Source organism: Flavobacterium sp. 2 (genome assembly GCF_049949195.1).
In the GTDB taxonomy this organism is placed as follows: domain Bacteria; phylum Bacteroidota; class Bacteroidia; order Flavobacteriales; family Flavobacteriaceae; genus Flavobacterium.
Map to the genome: position 1 here is coordinate 848903 of NZ_CP188206.1, position 24552 is coordinate 873454.

Consider the following 24552-nt stretch of genomic DNA (forward strand, 5'->3'; position numbering starts at 1 on the left):
TCATTTCGAGGAACGAGAAATCTCCGCAAGTAACTCCACAATGAGAATCCAATCTTTGTCGAGCTTCTCGTGGAGATTTCTCGTTCCTCGAAATGACAAAACTATGTCTTAATAAAAAATTCTCTTCATTTCTAAAGCATCTAAAATTCCTGCATCACTTGCCGTATTGTTAAAATACACAAATCCAGATTTTAGCGCAATTTCTCGTTTTATATGAAATAATTCATCGAAGGAATAACTGGAATAAAACATTTTAGGAATGCCGTGAAACCGAATATAAATCAAAGGAAAATCGGTAAAAATAGTTTGTGGCAATTTGGGATGGCTGACACTGCAAAACGTAATATTGTTTTCTAAAAATAAATCCCAAACTTCCTGATTCCACCAGCTTTCATGGCGAAATTCAATTACGTTTTTGAAATTTAAATCCAAATTCTCAATAATATGCAGCAATCGCTCAGAAGTAAAAGAATAACTTGGCGGAAACTGAAATAAAACACAAGCCAACTTTTCTTTGAAGCCATCTGCACAGCATAAATAAAAGTCTTTTAATAAATCTTCACAATCAACAAACTTTCTGATGTGCGTAATTTCTTTTGGCGCTTTTACAGAAAATAAGAAGTTATCTGGTGTTTTATTATACCAATTTCCAAAAATTCTTAAAGTTGGAAATTTATAAAAACTTCCGTTGAATTCGTACGTATTAAAATGTTGGCAATAAAAATCGAACCATTTTGATGAAGGCAAATTTTCAGGGTAAAAAACGCCTTTCCAAAATCGATTATTATAGCTTGAACATCCTATTAAAATATCATTTTTCATATGTGAAGTTGTTGACAATTAGTACAGAAAAAACTTCTGCGATTCCATTTTCCTGTTTTCTTTCTGATGATCGGCAAATTACAGCGCAGACAAGTACTTTTTGTATAAGCAAGCCAATGTTTCTTTAATTCAAATTTCTTCTTCCAATACAAAAATTCGAAACTATAAACAGAGCATTCCGAGATAATTTCAGTAATTTTTTCGGATGGAATTTTCCCTACCAATGATTCAGGATGAACAAAACATCGGTACAAAACTTCATTTTTAATGATATTTCCTACTCCCGAAAATATATTCTGATCCAAAACTGCATCACAAATCATAAATTCCGGAATTTTATCCAGGCTTTCTTTTGCTTTTTTCGGATTCCAGTTTTCATTCAATACATCTTCGCTCCAGTCGTAATACTGATTTATATCGCCTTCCAGAATTTTAATCGAACAGGTGTAAAAATTGATTTCGCCATTGGTAAATTGTAAATGCAATCTCGGCTTCGTTTCTTTCTGTTCATTAACTCGGTAAGTACCAAACATCAGTAAATGAATTTTTACAGTAAAATCATCAAAGCAAATTAAAAAATGTTTTCCCCAGGTTTTAAACGACACTATTTTTTTGTTTTTTAAACGCTGAATATCAATGCTGCTGTTTCCTGAAACTTCAATAACTTTTTGGCCTGTAAACTGTTGTACTTCTTCTTTTAAAATTAATATTGATGGACCTTCAGGCATGATTTCTCTTTTTAAATTATTAAAAAAGTGCAGCTTACACTGCACTTTTAGATTTTGACTTTATAATCTTAATCTGCTTCGGCAGCTTCAAGATTTACGGCATTTACGGCAACTTCTGTTAGTAATTTGTCGGCTCCTTTTTCTTCATCGAGCGTTAATTCTAATAAAGATGCGGCTTCTTCTAAACCAAGCGTTTCGGCAAATTGTCTCAAAGTTCCGTAAGTCGCAATTTCATAATGTTCGATTTTCTGGCTTGCGGCAATAATTCCGGCATCTCTTACAACGCCGATTTCAGTTTCTTCCAAAATTCCTTTTCCTTCTTCAATCAAACCTTCCATTGCATCACATTTTTTTGCAGTTGCTTTTTTGCCAATTAGCTCAAAAACTTTTTCTAAACGTGTTACATGTTCTTCTGTCTCAACCAAATGATTATTGATAGCCGAAATCAATTCTTCTGATGTTGCGTTTCTTGCCATTATTGGAAGTGCTTTCGTTAAAGCTTTCTCAGCCCAATAAACATCTTTCAGTCCATCTTCAAATAATTCTGTCAAACCCGCAGCTGCATTTGATTTCGGTTTTGTAACGCCTCTTTTCACTTCTTGCTTAATCGGAGCTGCTTTTTTCTTATCCGTCGTTTTCATGGTAATTGTTTTTATGATTAATAGATGATAAAATTACCATTCGAAATTCCAGCAGGGTTATAGCATTCTTTAATTAAATTCTATTCTACACATCTGATAATTATGCAATTACACCAAACAATTCTATAAAGAATTCTCTTGCATTTCGAAGTAGATTTGTTTTATAGAAATTATAAAAATCAGATATCATGAATACTATAAATAAAAACAACAGCATTCTTAACAGAAATCCTAACGCCGCAAACCGAAATACGGTAATGAATGAAGAGTTATACGATTTAAATGATCAAAAAGATATCGATAACAGCATTGAAGAAACTGCAAATCGCGGTTATACGGTAAGAAACGGGCATAATCCTGATAAGCCAAATCCTGATGAAAACGCTTATAGCGATGATGATTTAGACGATCTGGATGATGATTTTCATACTGATCGCGACTTAGAAGACAATAATGATGACGTCTACGAAATTGAGCTTGAAAATGATGATGATTATATAGACGAAGATCTTGACGAAGAAGAAGAAAACGACGAATTTGATAACCCCGCCGACACTTTTGAAAACGACTTTAATGAAACCGAAGATGACTTGGAAGATTTAGAAGATGAGGATGAAGATGACGACGATTTTAATGATGAAGACGATGATAACGATGATGATACTACTTATGTTGAGGACGACGTTCAGGAAGATGATGACGCGTACTCAGATGACGATTTACGAAGATAAAGTTTAAACTTTTAAAAAGAAAAGCCGTTAAGATTAGATATTCTTAACGGCTTTATTTATGCTTTTTATTGAGTAAATCAGATGTTTAATTTTAGTATTAATCGCCTATTTTTTCCAGCGTTGGAATATCATCCATTTTTTGAAGACGCTCTGTTAAGCCGGCTCTGGCTTCGGTTAATTCGAGTTCGGCTTTGCCTAGTTCTTTGTACCATTCTTCTTTTCCTGTTGATGCGTTTTCAATTTTTCGCATAATTTCATAAATCTCACCTTCGGCTTCCATTACTTGTAAACGTTTGTAATACGTCAAACTTTCGGTCATATGAGCAAGCGCAATCATTGCCGTTAGAAACGGATGATTGTTGGTCACATTCACATCTTTAATTTTTCCGTGCTCTAATTCGACCTTCAAGGCATAGGCGAATTCTTCCATATTAAATTCGGCATGTTTGCTTTTCGGATTTAAATAGGCCTTAATTGCCTCGACATTATTCATCGTTGATAAATCAACTTCGGTATGCTTATTATCCATTAAATCTTTGTAAACTACATTTGCAATCGCCCGTGCTTCGGCATTTGTAGGGTCGTTTTTTGGATTTTCAAAATCACGAACCGACCAGTCCCAGTTTTGAGGATGAACAGGTTTGATGTATTTTTCACAAAAATCTGTCACATCATTTTTCAAGCTTACCATTTCGTCTTCTCTTTTTACATAGACATCTTGATAAGCACCGCTTTTTGTTCCCATGATATTTTCTTTTTTAAAGGAAAAACGACACATTTATCGAAATATATGTGTCGTTATAATTTAATCTAATTCACTGAGATTATCAGTACTAAACACTTCTTCTTCCGCTGATTAGCGAAATGATAAATAATACTAAGAATATAAAAAATAAAATTTTTGCTATACTAGCGGCTCCAGCGGCAATACCACCAAAACCAAATATTCCCGCAATTATTGCCAGAATAATAAATATGACTGTCCAACGTAACATAATAATTGATTTTTAGTTAATAACGATTTTGTTTCTCTAATTTCATGCTTTTAAAGGAGATGCATTAACTCTAAACAATTTATTTCTAGTGCTATAAATGACTATTTACTTTAAATTGACCTGATAATTTTCAATCAATTCTGCAAAGGCACTTTCAGAGCGTGAGAAGTATTTTTTATTGCTTCGGCTCTTTTTTACTTTGTCAAAATAAGGTTGAATAGATCCATCTTCGTAAGTCGAAACCAATAGCGGATGAACGTAATAATTTTTGCATACATTTCTTGTGTTGCCAAGCGCTTCGGCAGTGGCGTCGTATGCGGTTAAAATGTTTTTTTTAATTTCTTTTTCGTCAGATGAAATTCCGATTTCCATTAAATTTTCAAAGAATAATATCGATGCAGCCCAGGTTCTGAAATCTTTGGCGCTGAAATATTCGCCCGAAATCTGATGCAAATATTCATTGACCATATGGCTGTCTAAAACTTTTCTTTCTCCATTATTGTCATAATATTTAAAAACTTCCCAACCCGGAATTTCTTCACAGCGACTCACCAACTTTATTAATTGTTTATTTCTAGTTGTAATGGTATGTTGTTTTCCTTTTTTTCCGATGAATTCAAAACGGAGGGAATTTTTATTGATGTTGATATGGCGCTTACGCAAAGTTGAAAGCCCGTATGATTTATTGTCTTTAGCATATTTTTCATTTCCGATTCTAATATGCGTTTCTTCCATTAATCGAATTACGAGTGCAATAACCTTATTTTTAGACCATTCTTTTTCTTCTAAATCCTGATCGACTTGTTTTCTTATTGCAGGCAGTTTTTGTCCAAATTCAGCGATTTTATAAAATTTAGTCTGATTTCGGATTTGATTCCATTTTGGATGATAACGGTATTGTTTTCTGTTTTTTACGTCTAAACCAACGGCCTGTAAATGCCCGTTTGCTAAATCTGAAATCCTGACATTTTCCCAAGCTGGCGGCAAAACCAAACTACTGAAACGCTTTAATTCGCTTTTCTGTTTAATATATCGTCCGTTCTTTTTATAAACAAATCCATCTTTTTCCTGCAATCGCTCAATTGGCAGTTTTTGATTGCTGACATAAACCAAATCCAATTTTTCAAGTACCAAATGTGGAGACTTGATTAACTGATTCATAAGTTTTTGCTGAGCGATTTTTACAGGCATGGTTTCCGTTTTAATTATTTCTTAAAGAATTGATCAAAGCTTTTTTGTTCATATACGAACGTCCTTTTATACCAACTCTGATTGCTTGTTTCAGCAATTCATCTTTTGTCCATTCTTCATACGGCTTTGCTTTTCCGCCTTTTACTCCTGCATCTGGCGTATTGGCAATTCGGGCCGATTTCTCTTTGCTGTATCCTTTTTCTACTAAAGCCTGATACTGCTTTTCATTTTTAATTCTTGGATTAGGCATGACTTTTAATTTTAGGTTAATGATTTAAGATGTATGGTAATCCAAAGTTCCCAAAAAGAAAGATTTTTCTGTTATATAATTTTTGGTTTAACTTTCATAATTTGAGTTAGTTGAAAAGTCATAAAGTCGAAAGTTCAGAGCAAAAAAAATCCCAATTCTTTTGGAATTGGGATTTTGTAATTTTAAAAGTGAGATTATTTAACTTTTTTAAAACTAAATATTTTTTCCTTTTTTATCTGAGTTTCATAAGAAATATCAAATCCTATTTTATCTGCATTTAATGTCAGCAGAGAAATTTCATCTTTTTTAATTTTCTTTCCTTTAATAATTATATCAGTGCCAAAATAACCTTTAAACTCAATTTCCAAATTTGTTTTTTTTATTTTATATTCAATTTTGGTAACTGTAAAATCTGCTTTATTTTTAATAGATGCGGGATTTAGTATTTTAATTATTTTTTGATCAAAACCCAAAGAAACTCCTTGCGCTCCAATCTCTATTCTACCGCTTCCTTCTTCATTATCTCTATCTATAAGCTCCTCAAAAGTAACAGGAAAAGAAGCAGATTTCTCTCTTAAACTCATGTTGAATCTTAAAAACACTCCCGAATTTAAAAAGTTATACTCACGCACAGAAGTTGGTACAACTTTAAAAGCATAAAAACCACTAGATCTGCTCGTAGATGTTTGTGCGTCGCCCACATAAATGGTTTTACTGGCAACTTTTAATTCTTCTCTAAAATAATTAAGCTCCGGACTAAATAGAGATTCATCAGGGTCGTTTAAAAAGAAATCTGTAAATCTTGGATAATAGGAATATCCTTGCGCAGAAACACTAAGATTTAAAAGAAACAATATAAAAAGGAAAAGTTTTTTCATTATTAAATTAATTAGCTCCAGTTTATTTTTATTACTGTTTCATCAATTACAATGCTTTGTCAAAAGAAAGTTTAATTGTATCATCATTTTTTGCTGCATCCCAAAAGACATATGGCTCTTCTACTCTAATTCCGGCAAGATCTTTTTCAAAATTATTCTGATAACTCACAAAAGGTTCACCGTTTTCAGCATATTCATTAAATAATATGTTTCCGATATATTGAATCTCTCCTTTATTTACTTTGAAAGGAATTGTAAAACCATTTATATTACTGGTTTTCTGAAGAACTTGAAAACCGCTATTTGAAAAAAGTCTAATATTTGTAATTGCATATTCTCCTTCCGGTTTTTCAACTGCAAAAAGATAAGTCAATCCTCCATCTAAATCTCCTTTGTGTCTCATTCTTGTAATTTGTGCAGGAATAAAATGCACTTCTTTTGAATATTTCCTAACCAATTTAGGATCAGTAGATTTATAACTTATTAGCATATAATAGCCGTTAAATCTTGCTTTTTCTTTTGGAAAAGTAAATGAACCGAAAATCAATCCGTTATCTGTTTTCTTTGGATTATAGGTCAATTTTTGGGCTCTTGCTTTAGATAAAATACCACAAGAAATAAAAGCACATAAAAATAAAATACGAAAAGTCAATGTGAATGATTTGGTTTTTGAGGCTGTTTTCATTTATTACGATGTTTTTGGTTTTTCTTCATTAAATATATTCAACAAAATAATGCATCCTATTTATTCAAAACAAATATTGCAATTAAAAACAAATTTATTTTACGGGAAACCATAAAAATGTAAGCCGTGCAGAATGAGTTTAATGTTTAATTTAATCACATTTACTTTCCACCAAATCACCAGTTTTTTCATCTAATTCCAGACAAGTTTTCTTTATTAAAACCATTTTATTATTCACCACTTTATATTCAGCATTCATGTGGCTGCTGCCGGCACAACATTGATTATGCTCATAAATTCTTTTGGCCTTCGAATCAAATTCTAAAGAAGTTCCGCTGAAAATGCTCTGAAAATATTTTCCAGTTTTTGGATTGTAAAGGATATATAAACTTGATGTATTTGGTCCGGCATAACTACTTTCAAAAACAGAGAAGTCAGGAATTCCATCAAAATTATAATCGTCAATACTTATATTGTTCAATCCCCAAAGCTGACATTCTAAATCTATTTTCTGAATCAGTTTATCTGTCTTTTTCTCAATGATTTTTACACCAGCAACTTGGGCATAAAAACGACCTTTTTCTTTCGACACAATCAACTTGAAATATTTGTCTTTAAAAGATTCCGGTTGCAGAATTTCTCTATCTGTCCATTCAACATTATCGCCATAATCGATCACAAATTCTTTCGATAAGATAATTTTGAGTTCTTTTCCTGAATTTAAATCTTTCCATATTCCATTTAACTGTTGGCTTTTTTCATTATAATTCTGAAAAGTCAATTTTGCAGTTTCTTTATTCGTTTTATCTTTTTCGGTGAAAACCAAAGTCTTTCCGGTAAGTTTGGCGCTCAAAACAATTGGAGTGTCAAAATTAGAATAAGCATAAATCGCCGTTCCTACCCCGTCAGAATAAAGATAGGTTACAAATTCTATTGGATATTTATCGATAAATCCCGTATAGCTTATTTGGGCAGAAAGAAAAGTTGTTGCGAGAAGAAATAGTAAAGTAATTTTTTGTTTCATTTATTGGGGATTAATTTCAGGAAATTATTTTCTTTTTTTGCGAATACTTTTCTTTATTAAAACTTTTTCTTCATCAGCATTATCTTTTCGTTTATTTATTTCTATTTCATCTTTTTTCAGTTTTAAATAAGTTAGAAAAGACATACTCAATACGATAAAAGCTATAAATATGGTTCCGTTTCCATCTATTGTTTCAGTAGAAATTCCTCTTTTCCCAAATACTAAACTAGTGGAAGAAATTTCAAATACCTTCATAATTATACCACCAGAAAGGAAAAATAATCCGACGAACAAGCATAGTTTAAAAAAGATTTTCCTTGAATACATACATTAATAATTGATTTAGTGCTAATATAAAATTTTCATTTAATAATAGCATCCAAATCATATAACAATCTCTAAAAATCCTGTAAGGCATTTCTGCTGCTTCATGAATAATTTTACATCATAACATTCAAACTATTAAAATCATGAAAAAGATACTATTAGCCGGAAAAGTAATTTTAGGAGCAGGACTAATCATTATATTCTTGAATTCTTGCAAAAATGAAACGAAACAAGAAGATCCGAAAGAGGTTGCAGAAGATGCCAATGAAGCAAAATTCGACTCAATTGACAGCAAAGAAGATGATTCTGAATTTTTAGTGGATCAAGCCGAAATTAATTTGGCTGAAATCGAAATTGGAAAATTGGCACAACAAAAAAGTACTAATCCTGAAGTTAAAAAATTCGGAAAAATGCTTGTTGATGAACATACTAAATCGGCTTCTGAAGTTAGTGCTTTGGCAAAAGCCAAAAACTATACATTGCCAACTTCTTTAACAGAAGAAGGTCAGGAAGAATACAATAAACTGAACGAAAAATCGGGTGTAGATTTTGACAAAAAATTTGCCGATATGATGATCGACGGTCACGAAAAAGCAATTGATAAACTTCAAAAAGCCTCTAAAGATGCCACAGATAATGATGTAAAATTATGGGCTTCTAATAATATTGCTGGTTTAACAGCACATTTGGAACATGCTAAAATGCTGAAACAGAATTTAGACAAAAAATAAAATAGATTTAATTGGTTATTATTTATTTTAAACGAAGATTCTGAGATTCTGAGATACTAAGTTAAGTGAGCATCTAAGAACCCCAAATCTTTGCTAAAAACCCCTCAAGAGTTGAATTGCTTGAGGGGTTTGTTTTTTTTAAATTGGCTAAGGTTCTAAGGTACTAAGATGCTAAGTTTTTTTTCTTAGAACCTTATTTCCCAGCTATTTTCTGTAGATGTTCTGGGTATCTTGAGCCTTCGATTGTTATTTTTGAAGCTGCTTCGTTGATTTCTGAAAGATCAGCTGCAGAGAGTTTTAAATCTAACGCGCCAAGATTTTCTTCTAGACGATGCAATTTAGTTGTTCCCGGAATTGGTACAATCCAAGGCTTTTGAGCTAAATTCCATGCTAATGCAATTTGTGCATTTGTTACTCCTCTGTCGGCTGCCATTTTTCCTAATAATTCAACAAAAGCCTGATTTGTTTTTCTGGCTTCGGGAGCAAAACGAGGTAATGAATTTCTAAAATCAGAACTGTCGAATTGCGTATTCTCATCGATTTTTGCAGTAAGAAAACCTCTTCCTAACGGACTGAAAGGCACAAATCCGATTCCGAGTTCTTCTAATGTTGGGAAAATTTCTTCCTCTGGAGTTCTCCACCAAAGTGAATATTCACTTTGCAGTGCTGTAACTGGCTGAACGGCATGCGCACGACGAATACTTTCTGCTCCCGCTTCTGAAAGTCCAAAATATTTTACTTTTCCTTCCTGAATTAAATCTTTTATAGTGCCGGCAACATCTTCAATTGGAACATTTGGATCAACACGATGCTGATAATACAAATCAATTACATCTGTATTTAATCTTTTTAAGGATCCTTCAATACTTTTTCGAATCCATTCAGGACGGCTATCCAATCCTTTTTTAGAATCGCCTTCCAAAAAACCGAATTTGGTAGCAATTACAATTTTATCGCGAAAAGGCGCTAAAGCTTCTCCTAAAAGTTCTTCGTTTAAATGCGGTCCATAACATTCTGCAGTATCAAAAAAAGTAATCCCTTTTTCATACGCTGAACGCAAAAGACTTATCATTTCATTTTTATCATGGGCAGGTCCATATCCAAAACTCATTCCCATGCAGCCAAGTCCCAATGCTGAGACTTCAAGACCGCTATTTCCTAGTTTTCTTTTTTGCATTTTCTCTTTAAGGTTCTAAGGTGCTGAGATGCTAAGGCTCTAAGCTTATTTTCTTTGTCTTAAATCTCAGCACCTATTTAATTTTAATTTTAAAATTGCCAAAATTTAAAGATTCTAATTTCTTAGTATCTTAGAACCTTAGCAACTTAGTATCTTATTTCAAAGAAGCCATATCAATTACAAAACGGTATTTAATATCCCCTTTTAATAATCTTTCATAAGCGTCGTTTACTTCGTTTACGCCGATTATTTCGATGTCTGCAGTAATGTTGTGTTCCGCACAAAAATCAAGCATTTCCTGAGTTTCGGCAATTCCTCCGATAGCTGAACCAGCAAAACTTCTTCTTCCTAACAAAAGGCTGAATGATGTTACAGGAAGTGGTTCCATTGGTGCACCAACAAGCGTTAGAGTCCCGTCAACTTTTAGTAAATTTAAGTACGAATCAATATTATGCTCTGCAGAAACACAGTCCAAAATGAAATTTAAGCTTTTAGCATGTCTTGCCATTTGTGCCGGATCTGTAGACAAAACTACTTCATCGGCTCCAAGTTCTTTTGCAGCATCAAATTTAGATACCGATGTTGTGAAAACCACTACATGAGCGCCCATAGCTTTTGCTAATTTAATTCCCATATGCCCTAAACCGCCAATTCCAACAATTCCTACTTTCTGTCCAGGTCCAACTTTCCAATGTTTTAATGGCGAATACGTTGTGATTCCAGCGCAAAGTAAAGGTGCTACTCCTGCAAGATCTAGTTTATCAGAAATATGAAGTACATAATTTTCATCAACGACAATGCTTTGAGAATATCCTCCAAAAGTATGTCCGCCCAAATGTTTATCTGGCGAATTGAAAGTCAATATACTTCCTTCGTCGCAATATTGCTCCAAATCATTTTTACAATGGTCGCATTCTCTGCAAGAATCCACCATACAGCCTACTCCAGCTAACTGACCAACTTTGAAGTTTTTAACATGATCACCAACTTTCGTTACGCGTCCTACGATTTCGTGTCCTGGTACAATTGGATACATTGTTCCGTGCCACTCATTTCTCGCTGAATGCAAATCAGAATGGCAAATTCCGCAGTACAAAATTTCAATTTCTACGTCATGCGCCTGTACAGCTCTTCTTTTAATATCTAATGTTTTTAACGGTGCTTCGGCAGCTTCTGTACCAAAGGCTTTGATGTCTTTTGTTTCCATAATTTTATTTTGTTGTTTTTTGAAGTTTGAAGTTTCAGGTTTCAAGTTTTGGAACGACTAAAAGTTGCACGCAGATTTGGCAGATTTAAACAGATTTATTTTATATCAAATTGATAATATGAAAGTTACAAAAATATTCTTTCATTAATACTAAAAAATCATTGCGAAATCTGCATAAAAACTTAGCTAAGATGCTTAATATCTTAGTCCCGATAGCTATCTGGATAGAACCTTAGTATCTTAAAAAAAATTAAGCGCTTTGAAAAGAAAAATATTCTTCGTCTGTCACTTTTTCAAGCCAGGTTCCAAAACCTTTATCAACTTCTGTGATAATAGCGATGTATGAAAATTTATTGAACGGAGTTGCGCCATACCAATGTTCAACGCCTGGTAAAATAGTCACTACTTCGTCTTTTTGAAGCATTCTGATTTCGCTTCCTCTTTCCTGATAATAACCAGTTCCGCCTGTAGCAATCAACATTTGCAAACTAACATTACTGTGCCAGTTGCTTCGTGCGCTTGGTTCAAATGAAACTTCTTTGATAACTGTATTTTCAGGATGAATTTCACTGGTTTGCTTTTTATATGACACTTCACCTGTCATATAAGTATTTGGAACTTTTCCTTCTTCGGTCACTGTGGTGTATTGTGTCGACATAATTTAGTTGTTTTTAGGTTAATAATTATTTTAAAAGTTATTGTACAAACTATCTTTCGATAGCAAAATCAAAGTGTCTAACCACTTTAAAAAGAGATTTCGGATTTATTTATTCTTTAAAATTTTATATTATTTTATATCAAGCATTTAAAACTAAACCGTAAAGCTGGGACCTCGCTTTTATGAAGTATTCTTTAGTCTTTAAAAACCGATAAATGATTTGTTTATTAATCTGGGACAAATGTAGTGCAATACTAAAGTCCAGAAATAACAATATTCAAACAAAAAATTATGAAAATGAAACAATTTACATTCTCAACGATTTTGGAACCGTTCCTGTAAGTCTTTTAAAATAATTATTAAAGTAGCTAGGATATTCAAATCCTAATGAATAACCAATGTCTGAAATACTCCAATCGGTATGTTGCAAAAGTGCTTTTGCTTCGTTAATAACTCTTTCTGTAATATGCGAAGTGGTTGGTTTTCCTGTAACTTCTTTAACCGAGCGATTTAAGTGATTTACGTGCACAGCAAGACTTTGTGCATAATCCTGAGGCGTTTTTAATAAAAGGGGTTGATCTTTTGTTTCAATCGGGAATTGTCTTTCTAATAATTCCAAAAACAAAGAAGTGATTCTGGAAGAAGCATTTTTCGGCTTGAAAAAGTTTTCCGAAGGTTGCATTTTCATAGATTCATGCAAAATCAAATTGATGTAATTGCGCATTAAATCATCTTTAAAAGCATAATCCGTTTCATATTCCTGAATCATTTTTTGAAACAATGAATCTATAAAACTCTTTTGATCAGCTGTTAAAGAAAAGATTGGAGTTCCTCCTATTTTAAACAACGGAGATTCGTGAAGTGCTTCTGAACGTTCTTTTGATTTTAAGAATTCTTCTGTAAAAACACAAGCATATCCCTCATACTCTCCTGAAATGGTTTCCCATGAATAGGGAATAATTGGATTACCGAAAAACAAAATCGTACCGTCTGTTTCTATTCCGCGGTCAGCATATTGTATGATACTTTTACTAGTATTTATACAAATTTTGTAAAAATCCCTTCTACTATAAACCGGAATCTTGCTTTGATCTCCATTTATTTGATAAACCTTAAAACCTTTCAGTTGTAAGTCTGAAGTAAAATCGCAATTATTAATATTTTGTGCCTGATTATTCATTTTGCAAAGTTATGAAAATCAAACAATATTATTTTGTTATTTTTTTGTTTCAGGTTTCAGGTTTCAGGTTTCAGGTTTCAGGTTTCAGGTTTCAGGTTTAACGCGACGCAACAAAACTTAAAACCTGAAACTTGAAACTATTTTTTCAAAACTAAATTTGCAGATCGTAATCCTTTCGCGGAAGCGGATAAAATAACTTCTTTGGCATTATCCTCTTTTTGAATGATAATTTGAGCGTAGCCGTTAAAAAGTTTTCTTTTCCAAGTTTCAGCTGGCATTACAACCTGAATAATTCCGGGATCTGTATTCATGACATCCCAGTCTTTTACTTTTTGCAATGGTGTTGCTACAATATGAATTGTGTTTTTTCCTTCTTTTAAAATAGCCGAATTCAAAATATACTTTTGCAAATCTTCAGGACTTGGATTTATTTTATTTCCGTTAATGAAAACAACTGTTTCAACTCCAATTTTCTTGTAAAAGAAACTTACAATATTTGATTTCGAAATAGCATTCAAATCAAATTCTCCTTTATAAATATAAGAAGGCGCCTGATTTTTATAATCTCGGTCTTTAAAAGCCGTTTGCCATTCATTTTCAGGATAATTTTGCAATTCCTGAGGCAAATTAGCTGTCGTTCCTTTTTGTTCTTTAAAATTGGCTATTGCAACTAATGAAACATCATCAATAAACTGATCTTTTTCCAATGAAGTCGGGTCGCCGTTTCCAACTCCTAAAATCTTTCCATTTTTTATAGAGAATGTGATTTCGTCATTTACAGTTGGTACATGTAAACCATTTTTATCTGTAACTTCAACCGAAACAACGGTTACTTTTGCATTGGAAGGATTTTCTTTATCTACAGAAAGTTTAATATTTTCAGGTTTTTCAGTCGTTTTCTGAATTTCAGTTAAGACTTTTTTCCCATTTTTATAACCAACAGCTTCAAGAGTTCCAGGAGTATATTTTACTTTCCATTCCAAATGGCTGTTGATTTCCATTTTCTTTTTTCCTAAACTTTTTTTGTTTAGAAAAAGTTCAACTTCATCGCAATTCGACTGTACCCAAACATCGATTTCTTTGCCTTCCATTCCGCTCCAGTTCCAGTGTGGCATAATGTGCAAAACGGTTTTGTTTCCCCACCATGATTTCAAATAAAAAACATTGTCTTTTGGAAAACCACAAACGTCCATCATTCCAAAATAAGAAGTCACCGATGGCCATCCGTAAGGTGTTGGCTCTCCGCGGTAATCAAATCCTGTCCAAATAAACATTCCTGCCAAGTATGACCTTTCAGCATAAAATTTCCAACCTTCTTCAATACTATAAAAAGTGGGTCTAGGTTTTTGGTCGTAAGCACTTTTATAATGTTTGGCATCGTCTGTAAAATAAATTCCACGTGTTGCAAAAGTTGAACCTTCTTCTGTTCCCATTCCGGGTTGTTGTTTGAATTCATTTCGATGGGCGTCAATATCGCCGTTTCCGAGATAATTATAACCCATAATCTCTACTACAGATGAAATTCCGCTTTTAAATCCGCTGCTGATTCCAACAGTTACAGGTCTTGTCGGATCAATACTTTTGGCGAAATCCTGCATCACATTTGTAATTCTTTCACCGACAATATTTCCTTCAATATTCCATTCTTCATTTCCAACTGACCAACAAATTATGCTCGGATGATTTCGATCGCGTTTCATCATTCGCTCTAAATCATTCAAATGATAATCATTAATTCCCATTAAACGGGTTTCGTCAATTACAAGCATTCCGAGTTTATCGCAGGCATCCAGAAGTTCAGGTGTTGGCGGATGATGCGAGCAGCGATAGGCATTCGACCCCATTTCTTTTAATTTCTGAATTCTATAATACTGAATTTCATCTGGTAAAGCCGTTCCAATTCCGGCATGATCCTGATGATTGTTGGTTCCTTTTAATTTTAAAGATTTTCCATTTAGAAAAAAGCCTTTTTCTGAGTCAAACTTAACGGTTCTAATTCCGAAAGAAGTTTCGTAAATGTCTATTATTTTTTCGTTTTGTTTAATTTGAGTTTCTAAACGATATAAATTTGGATTCTCAATATCCCACAAAAGCGGATTTTTCACATTTAATTTTGAAGCATAAATATTGCTTTTATAAAATTCAGGAGTATTTACATTTTCCGAAACACTTGCGATTTGTTTTCCTGATGCATCAAAAATCGTCTGGATTATTTCAATCGAACCTTTATAATTTCCTTTATTTTCAACTGAAACTTCAGTGCTAATTTCTGCTTCATTATTTTTAATTTCCGAAGTAACATATGTTCCGTTTGTCTTAACATGAATCGGATTTGTTTTCTGTAGATAAACATGTCTGTAAATACCCGCACCTTCATAAAACCAGCCTTCTTCCATTGATACATCGGCACGAACAACTATCGTATTTTCTCCGCCATAATTTACATAAGCCGTAACATCATATTCAAATCCGTTGTAACCGCTTTCTTCTGTTCCGATATAATAGCCGTTAAAAAACACTTTTGAATTTCTGAAAACACCGTCGAATTTCAGAGAAATGATTTTTCCATTATCAGATTCAGGAATAGAAATTTTCTTTCGATACCAACCGATACTTTTCTCTGGAAAACCTTTTCCCGCCGTTTTAAATCCGTGACTGAAGCTTCCATTTTCACTGAAAGGTTGCTCTACTGCCCAATCATGTGGCAAATCAATTTTTCGCCAGGCGCGATCATCAAAATCTTTAGCCGCCGGACCGTCGCCAAAACCTGTTTTTGTTAGATACGAAAAATAGCCCGTTGCATGTCCAAAATCTTTTTCGGTATCAAATAAATGTCCAAATGAAAACCGCCAGTCTTTATCGATCAAAATCAATTCTCTGTCTGATTTCTTTTGGGCGAAAGCCAAAAACGAAATCAAAAAAACAAAAACAGAAAAGACTTTTTTAAGACAAGAATTTCTCATGAAAATAGTTTGAGGATAGTTAGAAAATATAAAATTAGGCTTTTGAAGGTACTTAATTCAATAGTATTTTATCAAAATCATAAAGAATTATCCTGTTAGACCCCATAAAAAATGGCTACTAAAATTTAGAATCATTCTATTGGCTATACATTCTGAAATAATTTTCTTTTGGTGTAATTTTATACTAAAATAAAAAAAACAAAGATTACTATGAGTGTTATTAAAGATGAAAAAAAGCTTCTGAGCGTCATAAAACGTATCGATGAAAAGATCGATAGGAATAATGACCAAAAGATTCTTGCCTTTTTTGAATCTCTTGGATTAACTGAAAGAGAAGATGTTCCTAAGAATTTTCTGGACTGGGAAACGATTCTGATTGTCGTACCCGACCGCCACATTTCGCATGAACTGAAATATTATAAATTCTCTATATCAAGGCTCTTTTTTGTAACCAATCCGTATGCCGATAAAATTCATATTTATGATTTTGAGGAATGGAAAAATGTTACGCGAAACAAATCACAGTTTCAAATTAGAGAAATGATGAAAACGAGTTTTGGAGGCGTCAAAAAGGCAAATACAGAAAACGAATAATTAAAAAAGTCCCTAATGAGGGACTTTTTTTTTGTTTCAGGTTTCAGGTTTAAAGTTTCAAGTTGATATGCTTTGTGCATAATTTAACCGCAAAGAGCGCAATCCCGATAATTATCGGGAACGCAATGAACGCAAATTTTACCATATTTTAGGCACAACTTGAAACCTGAAACCTGAAACTTGAAACCTGAAACCTGAAACCTGAAACTTGAAACCTGAAACTTGAAACCTGAAACTTGAAACTTGAAACAAAATTATTTAGTCAATAAACCGTTAACCATATCCTCTAAAGCTTTTCCGTGAATGTTTTTAGCTAAAATAATTCCGTTTTTATCAATTAAAAAATTCAACGGTACAGATTGAAGCATATAAGCACTTACAACTGGTGAACTCCAGTATTTTAAGTCGCTTACGTTTGTCCAAGGCAATTTACCTTTTGCAATTGCGCCTGTCCATAATGGCTTTTTTGTGTCCATAGAAACACCATAAATAAATAATTTCTCTGGATAAGCGTTATGCAGTTTTAATAAGGCTGGTTGCTCTTTGATGCAAGGTCCGCACCAAGAAGCCCAAAAATCAACTAAAACTAAAGCCCCTCTAAATGAGGAAAGCGAAACGACATTTCCTTTTGTATCTGGAAGTTCAATTTCTGGAGCAATATCGCCAACATCAACACCTACAACCTGTGCTTTTGAACTGGTTATTACACAACATAAGAATCCTAGAACTAGTAAAGTTTTTTTCATAATTGATTAAGTTTATTTGTTTTTTTTGGGGCTGTTTGTCTGTAACAAATATAAATTTCTTTCATGAAACTTACCGCATTTCACAAAGTACTTTATATTTTTATTTTAATCATTCTTACATCATCGTATTAATACGAATACTTGCTTTTATAAGCGCCAAGGCAGAAATCTTAGAGACATGAATATCTTTTGGTTGGTGATGTGAATTCTGACTTACCAATTTCACATATTCCTGACCTTGATCCGATTTCTGAACATATTTTACTGTAATATACTCTTCCCAATCGTTCAGTTTTACGCTTAGAAGATACATTTCGCCAAAAAAGATATTTTCAAATTCTGTTTCTTTATACAAAATAATATCTCCAGATTTTAATAGCGGATACATACTATCTCCTGTTACAGAAATTGCTCCATCACATTTTGGAAGATTCGGAATTTTTATCGTGTCCAGAATTCTTTGTGGCTCACCACTACTAAACAACTCTCTTAAACCTGCAACTGCTTCCAAATCATACAACGGGATTTCCTGAGTAGCATGCAGTGAATCGGCAGTTTTTCTATCATTATTCATAATTACAATACTGGTATTTTCTTCCTTAATCATTGGCCCATTTCCTGTTAATAGCCACTCTGAATTTAGATCTGGATAGTAGTGTAATATTTTACACGCTTTGTCCGTTCCCATATTACTACTATTATCTAAAAACTTATTAGAAAAACCCAAATCATTACAAAACTTATACTTAGTAATCCCTTTATAATCAAGATATTCACGCACTCTTTCAGTTGACCCCATAAAAAGATGTATTATTTTACGTTAAAAATTTGTTTTAATGTATTATTTTACATTATATTTGCAAAGTAAAGAAAAATAAAATTGAAAAACAAGGGGTTAAGCCATAAAATATTGGATAAAGATAAAATCAAACAATTTTAAAACCATTACAATTAACTGATTACCAAATAACAAACTGATTAAAAGCATAAAATGAAAAATACTACCCTAAAACACAAAAAAGATGGTAAATACTACGAATCCAAAAAACAATATTTATAAAAGACATAAAAAACGGGAAATACCACTAAACCTTTTAATGTAAATCGAAATGAAAAAAAATCAAATCAAAGAAAAAATTCAGGAATTAGAGAATTGGCTGATTGAAAATCCAAACAGTTCCGAAAGAAGTTTAATCGAATCTGATATCAAAAAATTAAAAAATCAATTAGAAAAAAATCATGAGTAACACACAAATCGAAGAACGTATTGCAACATTATATCTGGCCCTTCAATATTGTTCTGAAAAAAGAAAAACTTTTACTGCCGGAGAAAGAATCTGCATTAACCAAGAACGTTTTCAGTGGATGCACATTCTGGATGATGAAACTGCTTCTCCCCGCCCCGTTTCTACAAGTATTGAAAACAAATTGAAAGAAGTTACGAAACTCGCGTTTCAAAATAATTTTAAACCGTATTACGGAGATCCATTTAAAGAAGAAATTTTATTAATCGCTTAAAAAACAACATTATGAATACTTCAACAGCAAACAATTTCAAAGCTATGGACTTATCTCAATTTTCTGCTCAACAATTAAAAGAAGCTTTAAATAAAATTGAAAGCAAAAAATTGGAAGAAAGAGATGCTTACAAAAAATTAGTAGCCGAAACGATTCCGAAAGCGCTTTCGAGACTACACGAAACATCTGAAATGATGAGAAATGCCAAAACTGAAACTTTTCAGTTATTTGAAACCATTTTGGATTTAAAAAATCAAGTTTATGGTTTTAAAGAAAAACAAATGTCGCATACATTTTCAAATGACAAGGAAGAAATTACAATTGGATATCGTATTAATGAAGGCTGGGACGATACCGTAACAATTGGAATTGAAAAAGTACAAAATTACATTTCATCACTTTCTACAAGCAAGGAGACGGCTTCGTTAGTTAAAATTGTTTTCAATCTCTTAAAAAAGGATGCAAAAGGAAATTTAAAAGGTTCCAGAGTTTTAGAACTTCAAAAACTGACAAAAGAATTCAACAATGAAGAATTTACAGATGGTGTTGAAATTATTGCATCTTCGTTTAAACCTGTACGTTCGAGCTGGTTTATTGAGGCGTGTAGAATTGATGAAAATGGCGTAAGAACCAATATTCCGTTGTCGATATCTTCTGTTGATTTTTTACAAGGATATGCTTTTAATTTCTTTAACCAACAAAACAAACAAAATCATGCAGCTTAGTACCATTCATTTATCGTTGCTTTTAGCTTTTCTATTGATTGCAACTAACTTGAAACCAATATTTTTATTTAGAGAATGGTTTTATTTCAAATTAAAAACAACTTTTAAACAATACCTAAATGAGCGTAAAAATAAAGCCAATTACAGATCATGAAAGCTACAAAGTAAACGAACATATTATCTTTAAAGACGGACTCGGAAACTGGAATTGCAGCAATGATTTATCTAAGAAAGAACGGCTTGCTTTTAATCAGTACGAAAGTATTGTCATTAAAAATCCGAGATTCAAAAAACATACAACAGCCACTTATAAAGGCTAAAAAGACCTTCTAACTTGTAGCCTAGAAGAAATACAAGTAAAAAAAATGGTTCCTGCTTCTTCTTCTTTCTGAAGAGAACCAGGAACCGGCAAAACGGGCGATTTCTGCCCTAATAAAATAACAGCCAAAACGCATTCTTTCTATTGGAATCCAAACCTTAAAAGGTTTTGAAAACAGGATTGTCATGCGGAGTTTGCTGACCTAAATTGTTAAATAAAATCTTTAACAATTACAACCTCAGAACGAGGTTCAATATAAAAATGGCATTAAGGAGTAAAACCTTTTATTTAAAATGATTAAATGGTTTTGGCTGTCTTAAATAGTATGTCATTACAGGATTTTATCCCTGAATAAATCTTCTTAAAACTTCGTTCTTCTTTTAAAACTTTTTCTATCACTCAAAATATTATCTCTCATGCCTATATCTTCAAACAGAAGTCTCGGAATTCAAAAAAATAAATTAATGCGTTACAAACTCATTAAAGAACTGTATCAAAAACACAAAACGGAAGACATTCCGACTACTGTTGTGTGGCGTAAATACGTCTATCCGGTTTACCCGATTTCCAGAACTACTTTGTATGAAATTCTCTGTACACCTATCACTTCTGAACTAAAAAAAATCGAAGAACTTATGAGCAATCAGCAAAGGCCTTCTTAATTCATATAAAAGAAAAAATCATTCTTTTTAAATCTTCAAAAACATCCTTTTTGTGATGCAAAGATGAAGCATTTACTTCATCCAAAACGACTTCTGTTCGCTTTCCTTACAACTCTGTAAAGCCCTAGAATACAAATGTTCGCAGACCTTGCATTCATTTTTTTCAGGGCTTTTTTCACCCAATCTTTGCAATCTCAAAAGGAAACAACCACACCTTAAAACCGGAAAAAAAATCTGGTTTTGCTTCCTTCAAAAAACAACATTCAGGTTGTCTTTTCAAAAACAATTTTAAACCTAACATTCAATTTCAAACACATTCAATGGAGCAGTTTTTATACCCCACTCTCACCGCATTCTTTGCCGCTTTTATTACCTGGCTTTTCTCAATGCGAAAATCACTGGCAGAAGATCGCGCAGCCGAACTTGACAATGCCGTAAGCGCTGTAAAATATTACCGTGATCTTCTGGACGACATTACAGCACGACTTACAGCAGCTACAGAAACGATCAAAAAAATGGAAATACAGCATAAAGAACTCATGCTGATCAACCAGCAATTGGTTGACGAACTACAAAAATTCAAACAATTAAACGGAAAAAGCTCATGACACTAGCGCAAAAAACGATCGAAATCGCAACGGCACAAATTGGTGTCGAAGAAATGCCAAGAAACAGCAACTCAGGTCCTGAAGTTGAAATTTATTTAAGAAGCGTCGGACTTGGAAAAGGATATGCCTGGTGCATGGCTTTTGTTTACTGGTGCACGCAGAATGCTTCACAGCAAATGAATGCTAAAAATCCTTTAAAGAAAACCGGCGGTGTTTTGGACCAATACAATTCAAGACCTCTTTTGGTAAAAAAAACACCTCAACCTGGAGACGTCTTCATTCTAGACTTTAATAACGGTACAGGTCACGCCGGATTTGTGGAGAAAATTGCTGGAAACACGATTTATACTATTGAAGGGAATACCAATGATTCTGGCGGACGCGAAGGCTATAAAGTAGCCAGAAGAAAACGTGATATAAAAAGCGTGAAAAGCTTTTTACGACTGTAAAACAAAAACTTATAAACCAATTTAATTATGACTAAAAAACTAAAATGTCTTGTTTTTTCTCTTTTCATTATTCTGATCATGATTTCATGCCGAAGTCCGAAACCGGTACAAAATGAAAACAAAACCCAGACTATTACCATTACCGAAACATTACACGATACCATCTTTAAAATCGCAAAAGACAGCAGTTCCTACCATGCGTTATTAGAATGCCTTAACGGAAAAGTAATCCTTAAAAATGTTATTCAGGCCGAACCAGGGCGTACATTAAAAAGCCCAAAGGTTCGACTTGATAACAATAAACTCCAAGTCGACTGCAACCTAAAAGAACAGGAACTCTACGCGCATTGGAAATCGAAACAGATTAAAGATGTCCAAGAGAAAACTATTACGATTACCAAGTTTGTCAACTATCTCACTTTTTGGCAAAAAGTGCAGATTTGGCTCGGAAGATTGCTACTTCTTGTGCTACTTTTTTTGATTGGAAGATTCGTTTACAAAATCTATAAACCGCTCTGGTTTAAATAAAAACTTTTATTAATAATACTTAAAATATGTCTGCAAAATCCCATTTTTTTATAGAGTCGGGAGGTTTTCCCGCGCAGTTGTCAGTCCAAGGTTTTGGGCCTCAATCTGAAACTGTTTTCAACCTGACTTCCAGATTTTCTTTAGGCGCTCCCAAAAAGGCCTATTCTATTTGCAAAGGAGTTGTTTTGGTTCAGCCTCAAACCGGTAATCCGGATAAAGTGAATCTAATTCTTCGTCCTTACAATCAGCCGTTTCCTGGATTGAATATCAAATATTTTGTTTACAGAGGTTTACAGAAAAGTGATTTTTTCACCAATGATGAATATCCTTTAGTTATCCCAAAAAGTAGTGCAACTTCTGATTTTATTAACAAGATAAACGACGATTTTAAAGCATTCTATGAAGGGCAAAAACAAGCTGATGGAACTCCTGTTGATATTCCTTTTAAAGCCGAATTTATAGCTTATGAAAAACCTGTAACCAATCCCGATCCAAATGATCTTGCTCTATTATTATCAACTCCGTTATCTGATTTCTTTTTTAAAGAATCGAAGTTTGAAACGAAAGATAATACTGAAGAAGAACAGCATCCTTTCGAACTTCCTCTAATTGATATTGGAGAATTATTAGGAAATTTTGCTCAAGGCGAATGCGGAATTGATGTCGTTCTAAATTACGGCGATTACAAACATGATTTTGACAATACTGAGTTTGCTTTTGATTTAGAATATGCCCGCAAACCTTTTGCTGAAATTAATGTAAATGGTGAAACTGATTTCATTAAGAAATTGCAGCGTGAGCAAAGTACCCAATTTATTGATATTGCGGCTTTTTATGGCTTGCATGTTGAAAATGGAGTTGTTACAGCAACTGCTTCCGGTGTGAAAACTGAGAAAAAAGGAACTGCAATTTTCAGTGATCTTCTAACTAATTTTTGGACCAAAAACAATTGGTACATCTACATTCAAAGTGACCGTAGCCGCAGTTATGACTTTTACGGAAACTATAAAATTGGTGAAGGCGCTGAAAACCTAAAAACTGGATTGTTGAAAGATACGGCAACAAATGAAGTTCCTATGACAGCTGTAACGTATGGCACTTCTGGATGGCCAGTTTTAATTAATACACAAAACCAAGCTAATACTGTTGTCACAAATAACTTGTACTTACAATTCCCAACAGACAACAATAACAACACCGCTTTTTACGGACAGCTTGCCAAAGTTGCCAATGCCCAAAAAGACAATTTTATTAATGCCGATGGTTTGCGATTACCTCTTGATGAAGAAGGAAATTACAGTACGTTGACCTCAACAGTGCAATTGACAACTCCAGCTGTGGCGGGCGAAAATATTGCTGCATTGAGTCTTTTGATTTACCAAGGAAAAGTCAATATGTACACGGCTGGAACAACATTCGATGAAAACGGGGATTTGGTTATTGTATCCAGACAAGCTAACTTTTTTGACAATGTTTTTAATTTAATAAAAGCCAGCCCATTATTGAATTTAGGCAGTGATAACAGTTACTCCAGAATGACTTCTGAAAAATTGAACCTTATCAATGAGTTTTACGATAAAAAACAGCAAGGAATTTCAATTGTACAAATGCTTTCAGTAAACGATATTATTGAAACCGGAATTGAAGAAACACCAACTGTTGCCCGTGTTACTTACCTAACAGAAGCTGTTGATGTTATGAACAATGCTGTTTCTGCCACCGGAAGCACAACGTCAACAACTAATACATCTGCTTCAGCAAGTGGCGTAGTTGGCAATAGCAAAACATACCAATTACCTGATCCTTACTATTACAATTTAAAGATGTTTACGGACAGTACTGAAACTATTACTGGATTGGAACTTAAAACTTTGGATGGCTCTACTCCTAATAAAATTATTTTGGGATTGACTAAAGAGGAAAATGATTCTATTAAGGCTTTGATCACAAATGAAACAAAAAATCCTCGTTTGTTTTTGATTGATCTATTTGAAGATGAAAATGAATTAATTTCTCCTGAAAATATTACATACCAGAAGTATAAAGTTGCGATTGTAGCAGAAAACATAGATGGCAAAACAAAATTATTTGAGCCAGAAAATGATGTTTTTGCTTATTCACTTGATCGCAATTACCATTTTAGTAAGAGTTATAGTGATTATGTTAAAGAATATAGAAGTGCAAATTCTTTAGAAATTAAATTAATTGAATAAAT

The 24552-nt window shown here is 33.2% G+C and carries 30 protein-coding genes; 12 read left to right on the top strand and 18 right to left on the bottom strand.

The annotated features are described in order from the left end of the window. Nucleotides 1-108: 108 nt before the first annotated feature. From ACNFIH_RS03485 to ACNFIH_RS03495, 3 genes are all read right to left on the bottom strand, one after another. Complete coding sequence (locus ACNFIH_RS03485) at nt 109-822, bottom strand: DUF72 domain-containing protein (protein WP_426485513.1); 714 nt, start codon at nt 820-822, stop codon at nt 109-111. Further along, nucleotides 819-1550 (bottom strand): DNA-formamidopyrimidine glycosylase family protein, encoded by a 732-nt coding sequence (locus ACNFIH_RS03490; protein WP_426485514.1) that lies wholly within the window; start codon nt 1548-1550, stop codon nt 819-821. The genes ACNFIH_RS03485 and ACNFIH_RS03490 overlap by 4 nt, the downstream gene beginning before the upstream one ends. Before the next feature lie 68 nt (nt 1551-1618). Continuing rightward, nucleotides 1619-2191, bottom strand: a complete 573-nt coding sequence (locus ACNFIH_RS03495; RefSeq protein WP_426485515.1) for a ferritin-like domain-containing protein — start codon at nt 2189-2191, stop codon at nt 1619-1621. A 188-nt stretch (nt 2192-2379) separates the two neighbouring features. Between ACNFIH_RS03495 and ACNFIH_RS03500 the strand changes: the two genes are divergently transcribed. After that, a complete protein-coding gene (locus ACNFIH_RS03500; RefSeq protein WP_426485516.1) occupies nt 2380-2922 on the top strand; it encodes a hypothetical protein in 543 nt (180 codons plus the stop codon). Between the two features lie 97 nt (nt 2923-3019). Here the strand turns inward: ACNFIH_RS03500 and ACNFIH_RS03505 are convergent, their stop codons facing one another. The 8 genes from ACNFIH_RS03505 to ACNFIH_RS03540 all read right to left on the bottom strand — a co-directional run bounded on the left by ACNFIH_RS03505 (nt 3020) and on the right by ACNFIH_RS03540 (nt 8200). Further along, complete coding sequence (locus tag ACNFIH_RS03505; protein ID WP_142449209.1) at nt 3020-3667, bottom strand: DUF5661 family protein; 648 nt, start codon at nt 3665-3667, stop codon at nt 3020-3022. Between the two features lie 88 nt (nt 3668-3755). Continuing rightward, nucleotides 3756-3917, bottom strand: coding sequence for a DUF1328 family protein (locus ACNFIH_RS03510; RefSeq protein ID WP_035644678.1), 162 nt, complete (start codon nt 3915-3917; stop codon nt 3756-3758). A gap of 105 nt (nt 3918-4022) precedes the next feature. Next, nucleotides 4023-5108, bottom strand: a complete 1086-nt coding sequence (locus tag ACNFIH_RS03515) for a DNA topoisomerase IB (RefSeq protein ID WP_426485517.1) — start codon at nt 5106-5108, stop codon at nt 4023-4025. A gap of 10 nt (nt 5109-5118) precedes the next feature. Beyond that, nucleotides 5119-5358: a DUF7218 family protein gene (locus ACNFIH_RS03520; RefSeq protein WP_035644680.1), complete on the bottom strand. Its 240-nt coding sequence runs from the start codon at nt 5356-5358 to the stop codon at nt 5119-5121. A 194-nt stretch (nt 5359-5552) separates the two neighbouring features. Beyond that, nucleotides 5553-6236, bottom strand: coding sequence for a hypothetical protein (locus ACNFIH_RS03525; protein ID WP_426485518.1), 684 nt, complete (start codon nt 6234-6236; stop codon nt 5553-5555). 46 nt (nt 6237-6282) lie between these two features. Further along, nucleotides 6283-6921, bottom strand: coding sequence for a hypothetical protein (locus tag ACNFIH_RS03530; protein ID WP_426485519.1), 639 nt, complete (start codon nt 6919-6921; stop codon nt 6283-6285). A gap of 151 nt (nt 6922-7072) precedes the next feature. Next, nucleotides 7073-7945, bottom strand: coding sequence for an XAC2610-related protein (locus ACNFIH_RS03535; protein WP_426485520.1), 873 nt, complete (start codon nt 7943-7945; stop codon nt 7073-7075). Between the two features lie 24 nt (nt 7946-7969). Next, a complete protein-coding gene (locus tag ACNFIH_RS03540) occupies nt 7970-8200 on the bottom strand; it encodes a hypothetical protein (RefSeq protein WP_426485521.1) in 231 nt (76 codons plus the stop codon). A 215-nt stretch (nt 8201-8415) separates the two neighbouring features. Between ACNFIH_RS03540 and ACNFIH_RS03545 the strand changes: the two genes are divergently transcribed. Further along, nucleotides 8416-9003: a DUF4142 domain-containing protein gene (locus ACNFIH_RS03545; RefSeq protein WP_426485522.1), complete on the top strand. Its 588-nt coding sequence runs from the start codon at nt 8416-8418 to the stop codon at nt 9001-9003. A 193-nt stretch (nt 9004-9196) separates the two neighbouring features. Here the strand turns inward: ACNFIH_RS03545 and ACNFIH_RS03550 are convergent, their stop codons facing one another. The 5 genes from ACNFIH_RS03550 to galA form a co-directional block, all read right to left on the bottom strand. Further along, nucleotides 9197-10180, bottom strand: a complete 984-nt coding sequence (locus ACNFIH_RS03550) for an aldo/keto reductase (RefSeq protein ID WP_426485523.1) — start codon at nt 10178-10180, stop codon at nt 9197-9199. A gap of 154 nt (nt 10181-10334) precedes the next feature. Then, a complete protein-coding gene (locus tag ACNFIH_RS03555) occupies nt 10335-11387 on the bottom strand; it encodes an NAD(P)-dependent alcohol dehydrogenase (protein WP_426485524.1) in 1053 nt (350 codons plus the stop codon). A 250-nt stretch (nt 11388-11637) separates the two neighbouring features. Beyond that, complete coding sequence (locus ACNFIH_RS03560) at nt 11638-12045, bottom strand: cupin domain-containing protein (RefSeq protein ID WP_426485525.1); 408 nt, start codon at nt 12043-12045, stop codon at nt 11638-11640. Between the two features lie 307 nt (nt 12046-12352). Beyond that, nucleotides 12353-13225, bottom strand: a complete 873-nt coding sequence (locus ACNFIH_RS03565) for a helix-turn-helix domain-containing protein (protein WP_426485526.1) — start codon at nt 13223-13225, stop codon at nt 12353-12355. Nucleotides 13226-13362: 137 nt separating this feature from the next. Further along, nucleotides 13363-16188 (bottom strand): beta-galactosidase GalA, encoded by a 2826-nt coding sequence (galA, locus tag ACNFIH_RS03570; RefSeq protein WP_426485527.1) that lies wholly within the window; start codon nt 16186-16188, stop codon nt 13363-13365. Nucleotides 16189-16398: 210 nt separating this feature from the next. Between galA and ACNFIH_RS03575 the strand changes: the two genes are divergently transcribed. Next, entirely contained in the window at nt 16399-16782 is a 384-nt protein-coding gene (locus ACNFIH_RS03575) for a hypothetical protein (protein ID WP_426485528.1), read from the top strand. Between the two features lie 254 nt (nt 16783-17036). Here ACNFIH_RS03575 and ACNFIH_RS03580 read toward each other — a convergent pair whose 3' ends face one another. Both ACNFIH_RS03580 and ACNFIH_RS03585 read right to left on the bottom strand, forming a co-directional pair. Then, on the bottom strand, nt 17037-17528 hold the full coding sequence (locus tag ACNFIH_RS03580) for a TlpA family protein disulfide reductase (RefSeq protein WP_035644705.1): 492 nt from the start codon (nt 17526-17528) through the stop codon (nt 17037-17039). Between the two features lie 115 nt (nt 17529-17643). Then, on the bottom strand, nt 17644-18327 hold the full coding sequence (locus ACNFIH_RS03585) for a S24 family peptidase (protein WP_426485529.1): 684 nt from the start codon (nt 18325-18327) through the stop codon (nt 17644-17646). A gap of 310 nt (nt 18328-18637) precedes the next feature. On the opposite strand from ACNFIH_RS03585, the gene ACNFIH_RS03590 reads away from it, so the two are divergent. The 9 genes from ACNFIH_RS03590 (at nt 18638) to ACNFIH_RS03630 (ending at nt 24550) form a co-directional block, all read left to right on the top strand. After that, nucleotides 18638-18775, top strand: coding sequence for a hypothetical protein (locus ACNFIH_RS03590; protein ID WP_162847919.1), 138 nt, complete (start codon nt 18638-18640; stop codon nt 18773-18775). Further along, nucleotides 18768-19046, top strand: a complete 279-nt coding sequence (locus ACNFIH_RS03595; RefSeq protein WP_035644714.1) for a hypothetical protein — start codon at nt 18768-18770, stop codon at nt 19044-19046. The genes ACNFIH_RS03590 and ACNFIH_RS03595 overlap by 8 nt, the downstream gene beginning before the upstream one ends. 11 nt (nt 19047-19057) lie before the next feature. After that, nucleotides 19058-19771 carry a DUF3164 family protein gene (locus tag ACNFIH_RS03600; RefSeq protein WP_051951333.1) on the top strand — a complete coding sequence of 238 codons (714 nt, stop codon included), beginning with the start codon at nt 19058-19060 and terminating at the stop codon, nt 19769-19771. Nucleotides 19772-19890: 119 nt separating this feature from the next. Beyond that, nucleotides 19891-20091, top strand: a complete 201-nt coding sequence (locus tag ACNFIH_RS03605) for a hypothetical protein (protein ID WP_035644716.1) — start codon at nt 19891-19893, stop codon at nt 20089-20091. A gap of 415 nt (nt 20092-20506) precedes the next feature. Continuing rightward, complete coding sequence (locus ACNFIH_RS03610) at nt 20507-20752, top strand: hypothetical protein (RefSeq protein ID WP_035644718.1); 246 nt, start codon at nt 20507-20509, stop codon at nt 20750-20752. A 320-nt stretch (nt 20753-21072) separates the two neighbouring features. Beyond that, nucleotides 21073-21360, top strand: a complete 288-nt coding sequence (locus tag ACNFIH_RS03615) for a hypothetical protein (protein ID WP_426485530.1) — start codon at nt 21073-21075, stop codon at nt 21358-21360. After that, nucleotides 21357-21809: a CHAP domain-containing protein gene (locus ACNFIH_RS03620; RefSeq protein ID WP_426485531.1), complete on the top strand. Its 453-nt coding sequence runs from the start codon at nt 21357-21359 to the stop codon at nt 21807-21809. Before ACNFIH_RS03615 ends, ACNFIH_RS03620 begins: the two co-directional genes overlap by 4 nt. Before the next feature lie 27 nt (nt 21810-21836). Then, nucleotides 21837-22337: a hypothetical protein gene (locus ACNFIH_RS03625; RefSeq protein WP_426485532.1), complete on the top strand. Its 501-nt coding sequence runs from the start codon at nt 21837-21839 to the stop codon at nt 22335-22337. A 26-nt stretch (nt 22338-22363) separates the two neighbouring features. Continuing rightward, nucleotides 22364-24550 carry a hypothetical protein gene (locus ACNFIH_RS03630; protein WP_426485533.1) on the top strand — a complete coding sequence of 729 codons (2187 nt, stop codon included), beginning with the start codon at nt 22364-22366 and terminating at the stop codon, nt 24548-24550. The last annotated feature ends 2 nt before the right edge of the window (nt 24551-24552 follow it).

Excerpts from the sequence above, each read along its gene's own strand:
- ACNFIH_RS03485 (WP_426485513.1), bottom strand. The coding sequence starts at position 822 with ATGAAAAATGATATTTTAATAGGATGTTCAAGCTATAATAATCGATTT.
- ACNFIH_RS03490 (WP_426485514.1), bottom strand. The coding sequence starts at position 1,550 with ATGCCTGAAGGTCCATCAATATTAATTTTAAAAGAAGAAGTACAACAG.
- ACNFIH_RS03495 (WP_426485515.1), bottom strand. The coding sequence starts at position 2,191 with ATGAAAACGACGGATAAGAAAAAAGCAGCTCCGATTAAGCAAGAAGTG.
- ACNFIH_RS03500 (WP_426485516.1), top strand. The coding sequence starts at position 2,380 with ATGAATACTATAAATAAAAACAACAGCATTCTTAACAGAAATCCTAAC.
- ACNFIH_RS03505 (WP_142449209.1), bottom strand. The coding sequence starts at position 3,667 with ATGGGAACAAAAAGCGGTGCTTATCAAGATGTCTATGTAAAAAGAGAA.
- ACNFIH_RS03510 (WP_035644678.1), bottom strand. The coding sequence starts at position 3,917 with ATGTTACGTTGGACAGTCATATTTATTATTCTGGCAATAATTGCGGGA.
- ACNFIH_RS03515 (WP_426485517.1), bottom strand. The coding sequence starts at position 5,108 with ATGCCTGTAAAAATCGCTCAGCAAAAACTTATGAATCAGTTAATCAAG.
- ACNFIH_RS03520 (WP_035644680.1), bottom strand. The coding sequence starts at position 5,358 with ATGCCTAATCCAAGAATTAAAAATGAAAAGCAGTATCAGGCTTTAGTA.
- ACNFIH_RS03525 (WP_426485518.1), bottom strand. The coding sequence starts at position 6,236 with ATGAAAAAACTTTTCCTTTTTATATTGTTTCTTTTAAATCTTAGTGTT.
- ACNFIH_RS03530 (WP_426485519.1), bottom strand. The coding sequence starts at position 6,921 with ATGAAAACAGCCTCAAAAACCAAATCATTCACATTGACTTTTCGTATT.
- ACNFIH_RS03535 (WP_426485520.1), bottom strand. The coding sequence starts at position 7,945 with ATGAAACAAAAAATTACTTTACTATTTCTTCTCGCAACAACTTTTCTT.
- ACNFIH_RS03540 (WP_426485521.1), bottom strand. The coding sequence starts at position 8,200 with ATGAAGGTATTTGAAATTTCTTCCACTAGTTTAGTATTTGGGAAAAGA.
- ACNFIH_RS03545 (WP_426485522.1), top strand. The coding sequence starts at position 8,416 with ATGAAAAAGATACTATTAGCCGGAAAAGTAATTTTAGGAGCAGGACTA.
- ACNFIH_RS03550 (WP_426485523.1), bottom strand. The coding sequence starts at position 10,180 with ATGCAAAAAAGAAAACTAGGAAATAGCGGTCTTGAAGTCTCAGCATTG.
- ACNFIH_RS03555 (WP_426485524.1), bottom strand. The coding sequence starts at position 11,387 with ATGGAAACAAAAGACATCAAAGCCTTTGGTACAGAAGCTGCCGAAGCA.
- ACNFIH_RS03560 (WP_426485525.1), bottom strand. The coding sequence starts at position 12,045 with ATGTCGACACAATACACCACAGTGACCGAAGAAGGAAAAGTTCCAAAT.
- ACNFIH_RS03565 (WP_426485526.1), bottom strand. The coding sequence starts at position 13,225 with ATGAATAATCAGGCACAAAATATTAATAATTGCGATTTTACTTCAGAC.
- galA (WP_426485527.1), bottom strand. The coding sequence starts at position 16,188 with ATGAGAAATTCTTGTCTTAAAAAAGTCTTTTCTGTTTTTGTTTTTTTG.
- ACNFIH_RS03575 (WP_426485528.1), top strand. The coding sequence starts at position 16,399 with ATGAGTGTTATTAAAGATGAAAAAAAGCTTCTGAGCGTCATAAAACGT.
- ACNFIH_RS03580 (WP_035644705.1), bottom strand. The coding sequence starts at position 17,528 with ATGAAAAAAACTTTACTAGTTCTAGGATTCTTATGTTGTGTAATAACC.
- ACNFIH_RS03585 (WP_426485529.1), bottom strand. The coding sequence starts at position 18,327 with ATGGGGTCAACTGAAAGAGTGCGTGAATATCTTGATTATAAAGGGATT.
- ACNFIH_RS03590 (WP_162847919.1), top strand. The coding sequence starts at position 18,638 with ATGAAAAAAAATCAAATCAAAGAAAAAATTCAGGAATTAGAGAATTGG.
- ACNFIH_RS03595 (WP_035644714.1), top strand. The coding sequence starts at position 18,768 with ATGAGTAACACACAAATCGAAGAACGTATTGCAACATTATATCTGGCC.
- ACNFIH_RS03600 (WP_051951333.1), top strand. The coding sequence starts at position 19,058 with ATGAATACTTCAACAGCAAACAATTTCAAAGCTATGGACTTATCTCAA.
- ACNFIH_RS03605 (WP_035644716.1), top strand. The coding sequence starts at position 19,891 with ATGAGCGTAAAAATAAAGCCAATTACAGATCATGAAAGCTACAAAGTA.
- ACNFIH_RS03610 (WP_035644718.1), top strand. The coding sequence starts at position 20,507 with ATGCCTATATCTTCAAACAGAAGTCTCGGAATTCAAAAAAATAAATTA.
- ACNFIH_RS03615 (WP_426485530.1), top strand. The coding sequence starts at position 21,073 with ATGGAGCAGTTTTTATACCCCACTCTCACCGCATTCTTTGCCGCTTTT.
- ACNFIH_RS03620 (WP_426485531.1), top strand. The coding sequence starts at position 21,357 with ATGACACTAGCGCAAAAAACGATCGAAATCGCAACGGCACAAATTGGT.
- ACNFIH_RS03625 (WP_426485532.1), top strand. The coding sequence starts at position 21,837 with ATGACTAAAAAACTAAAATGTCTTGTTTTTTCTCTTTTCATTATTCTG.
- ACNFIH_RS03630 (WP_426485533.1), top strand. The coding sequence starts at position 22,364 with ATGTCTGCAAAATCCCATTTTTTTATAGAGTCGGGAGGTTTTCCCGCG.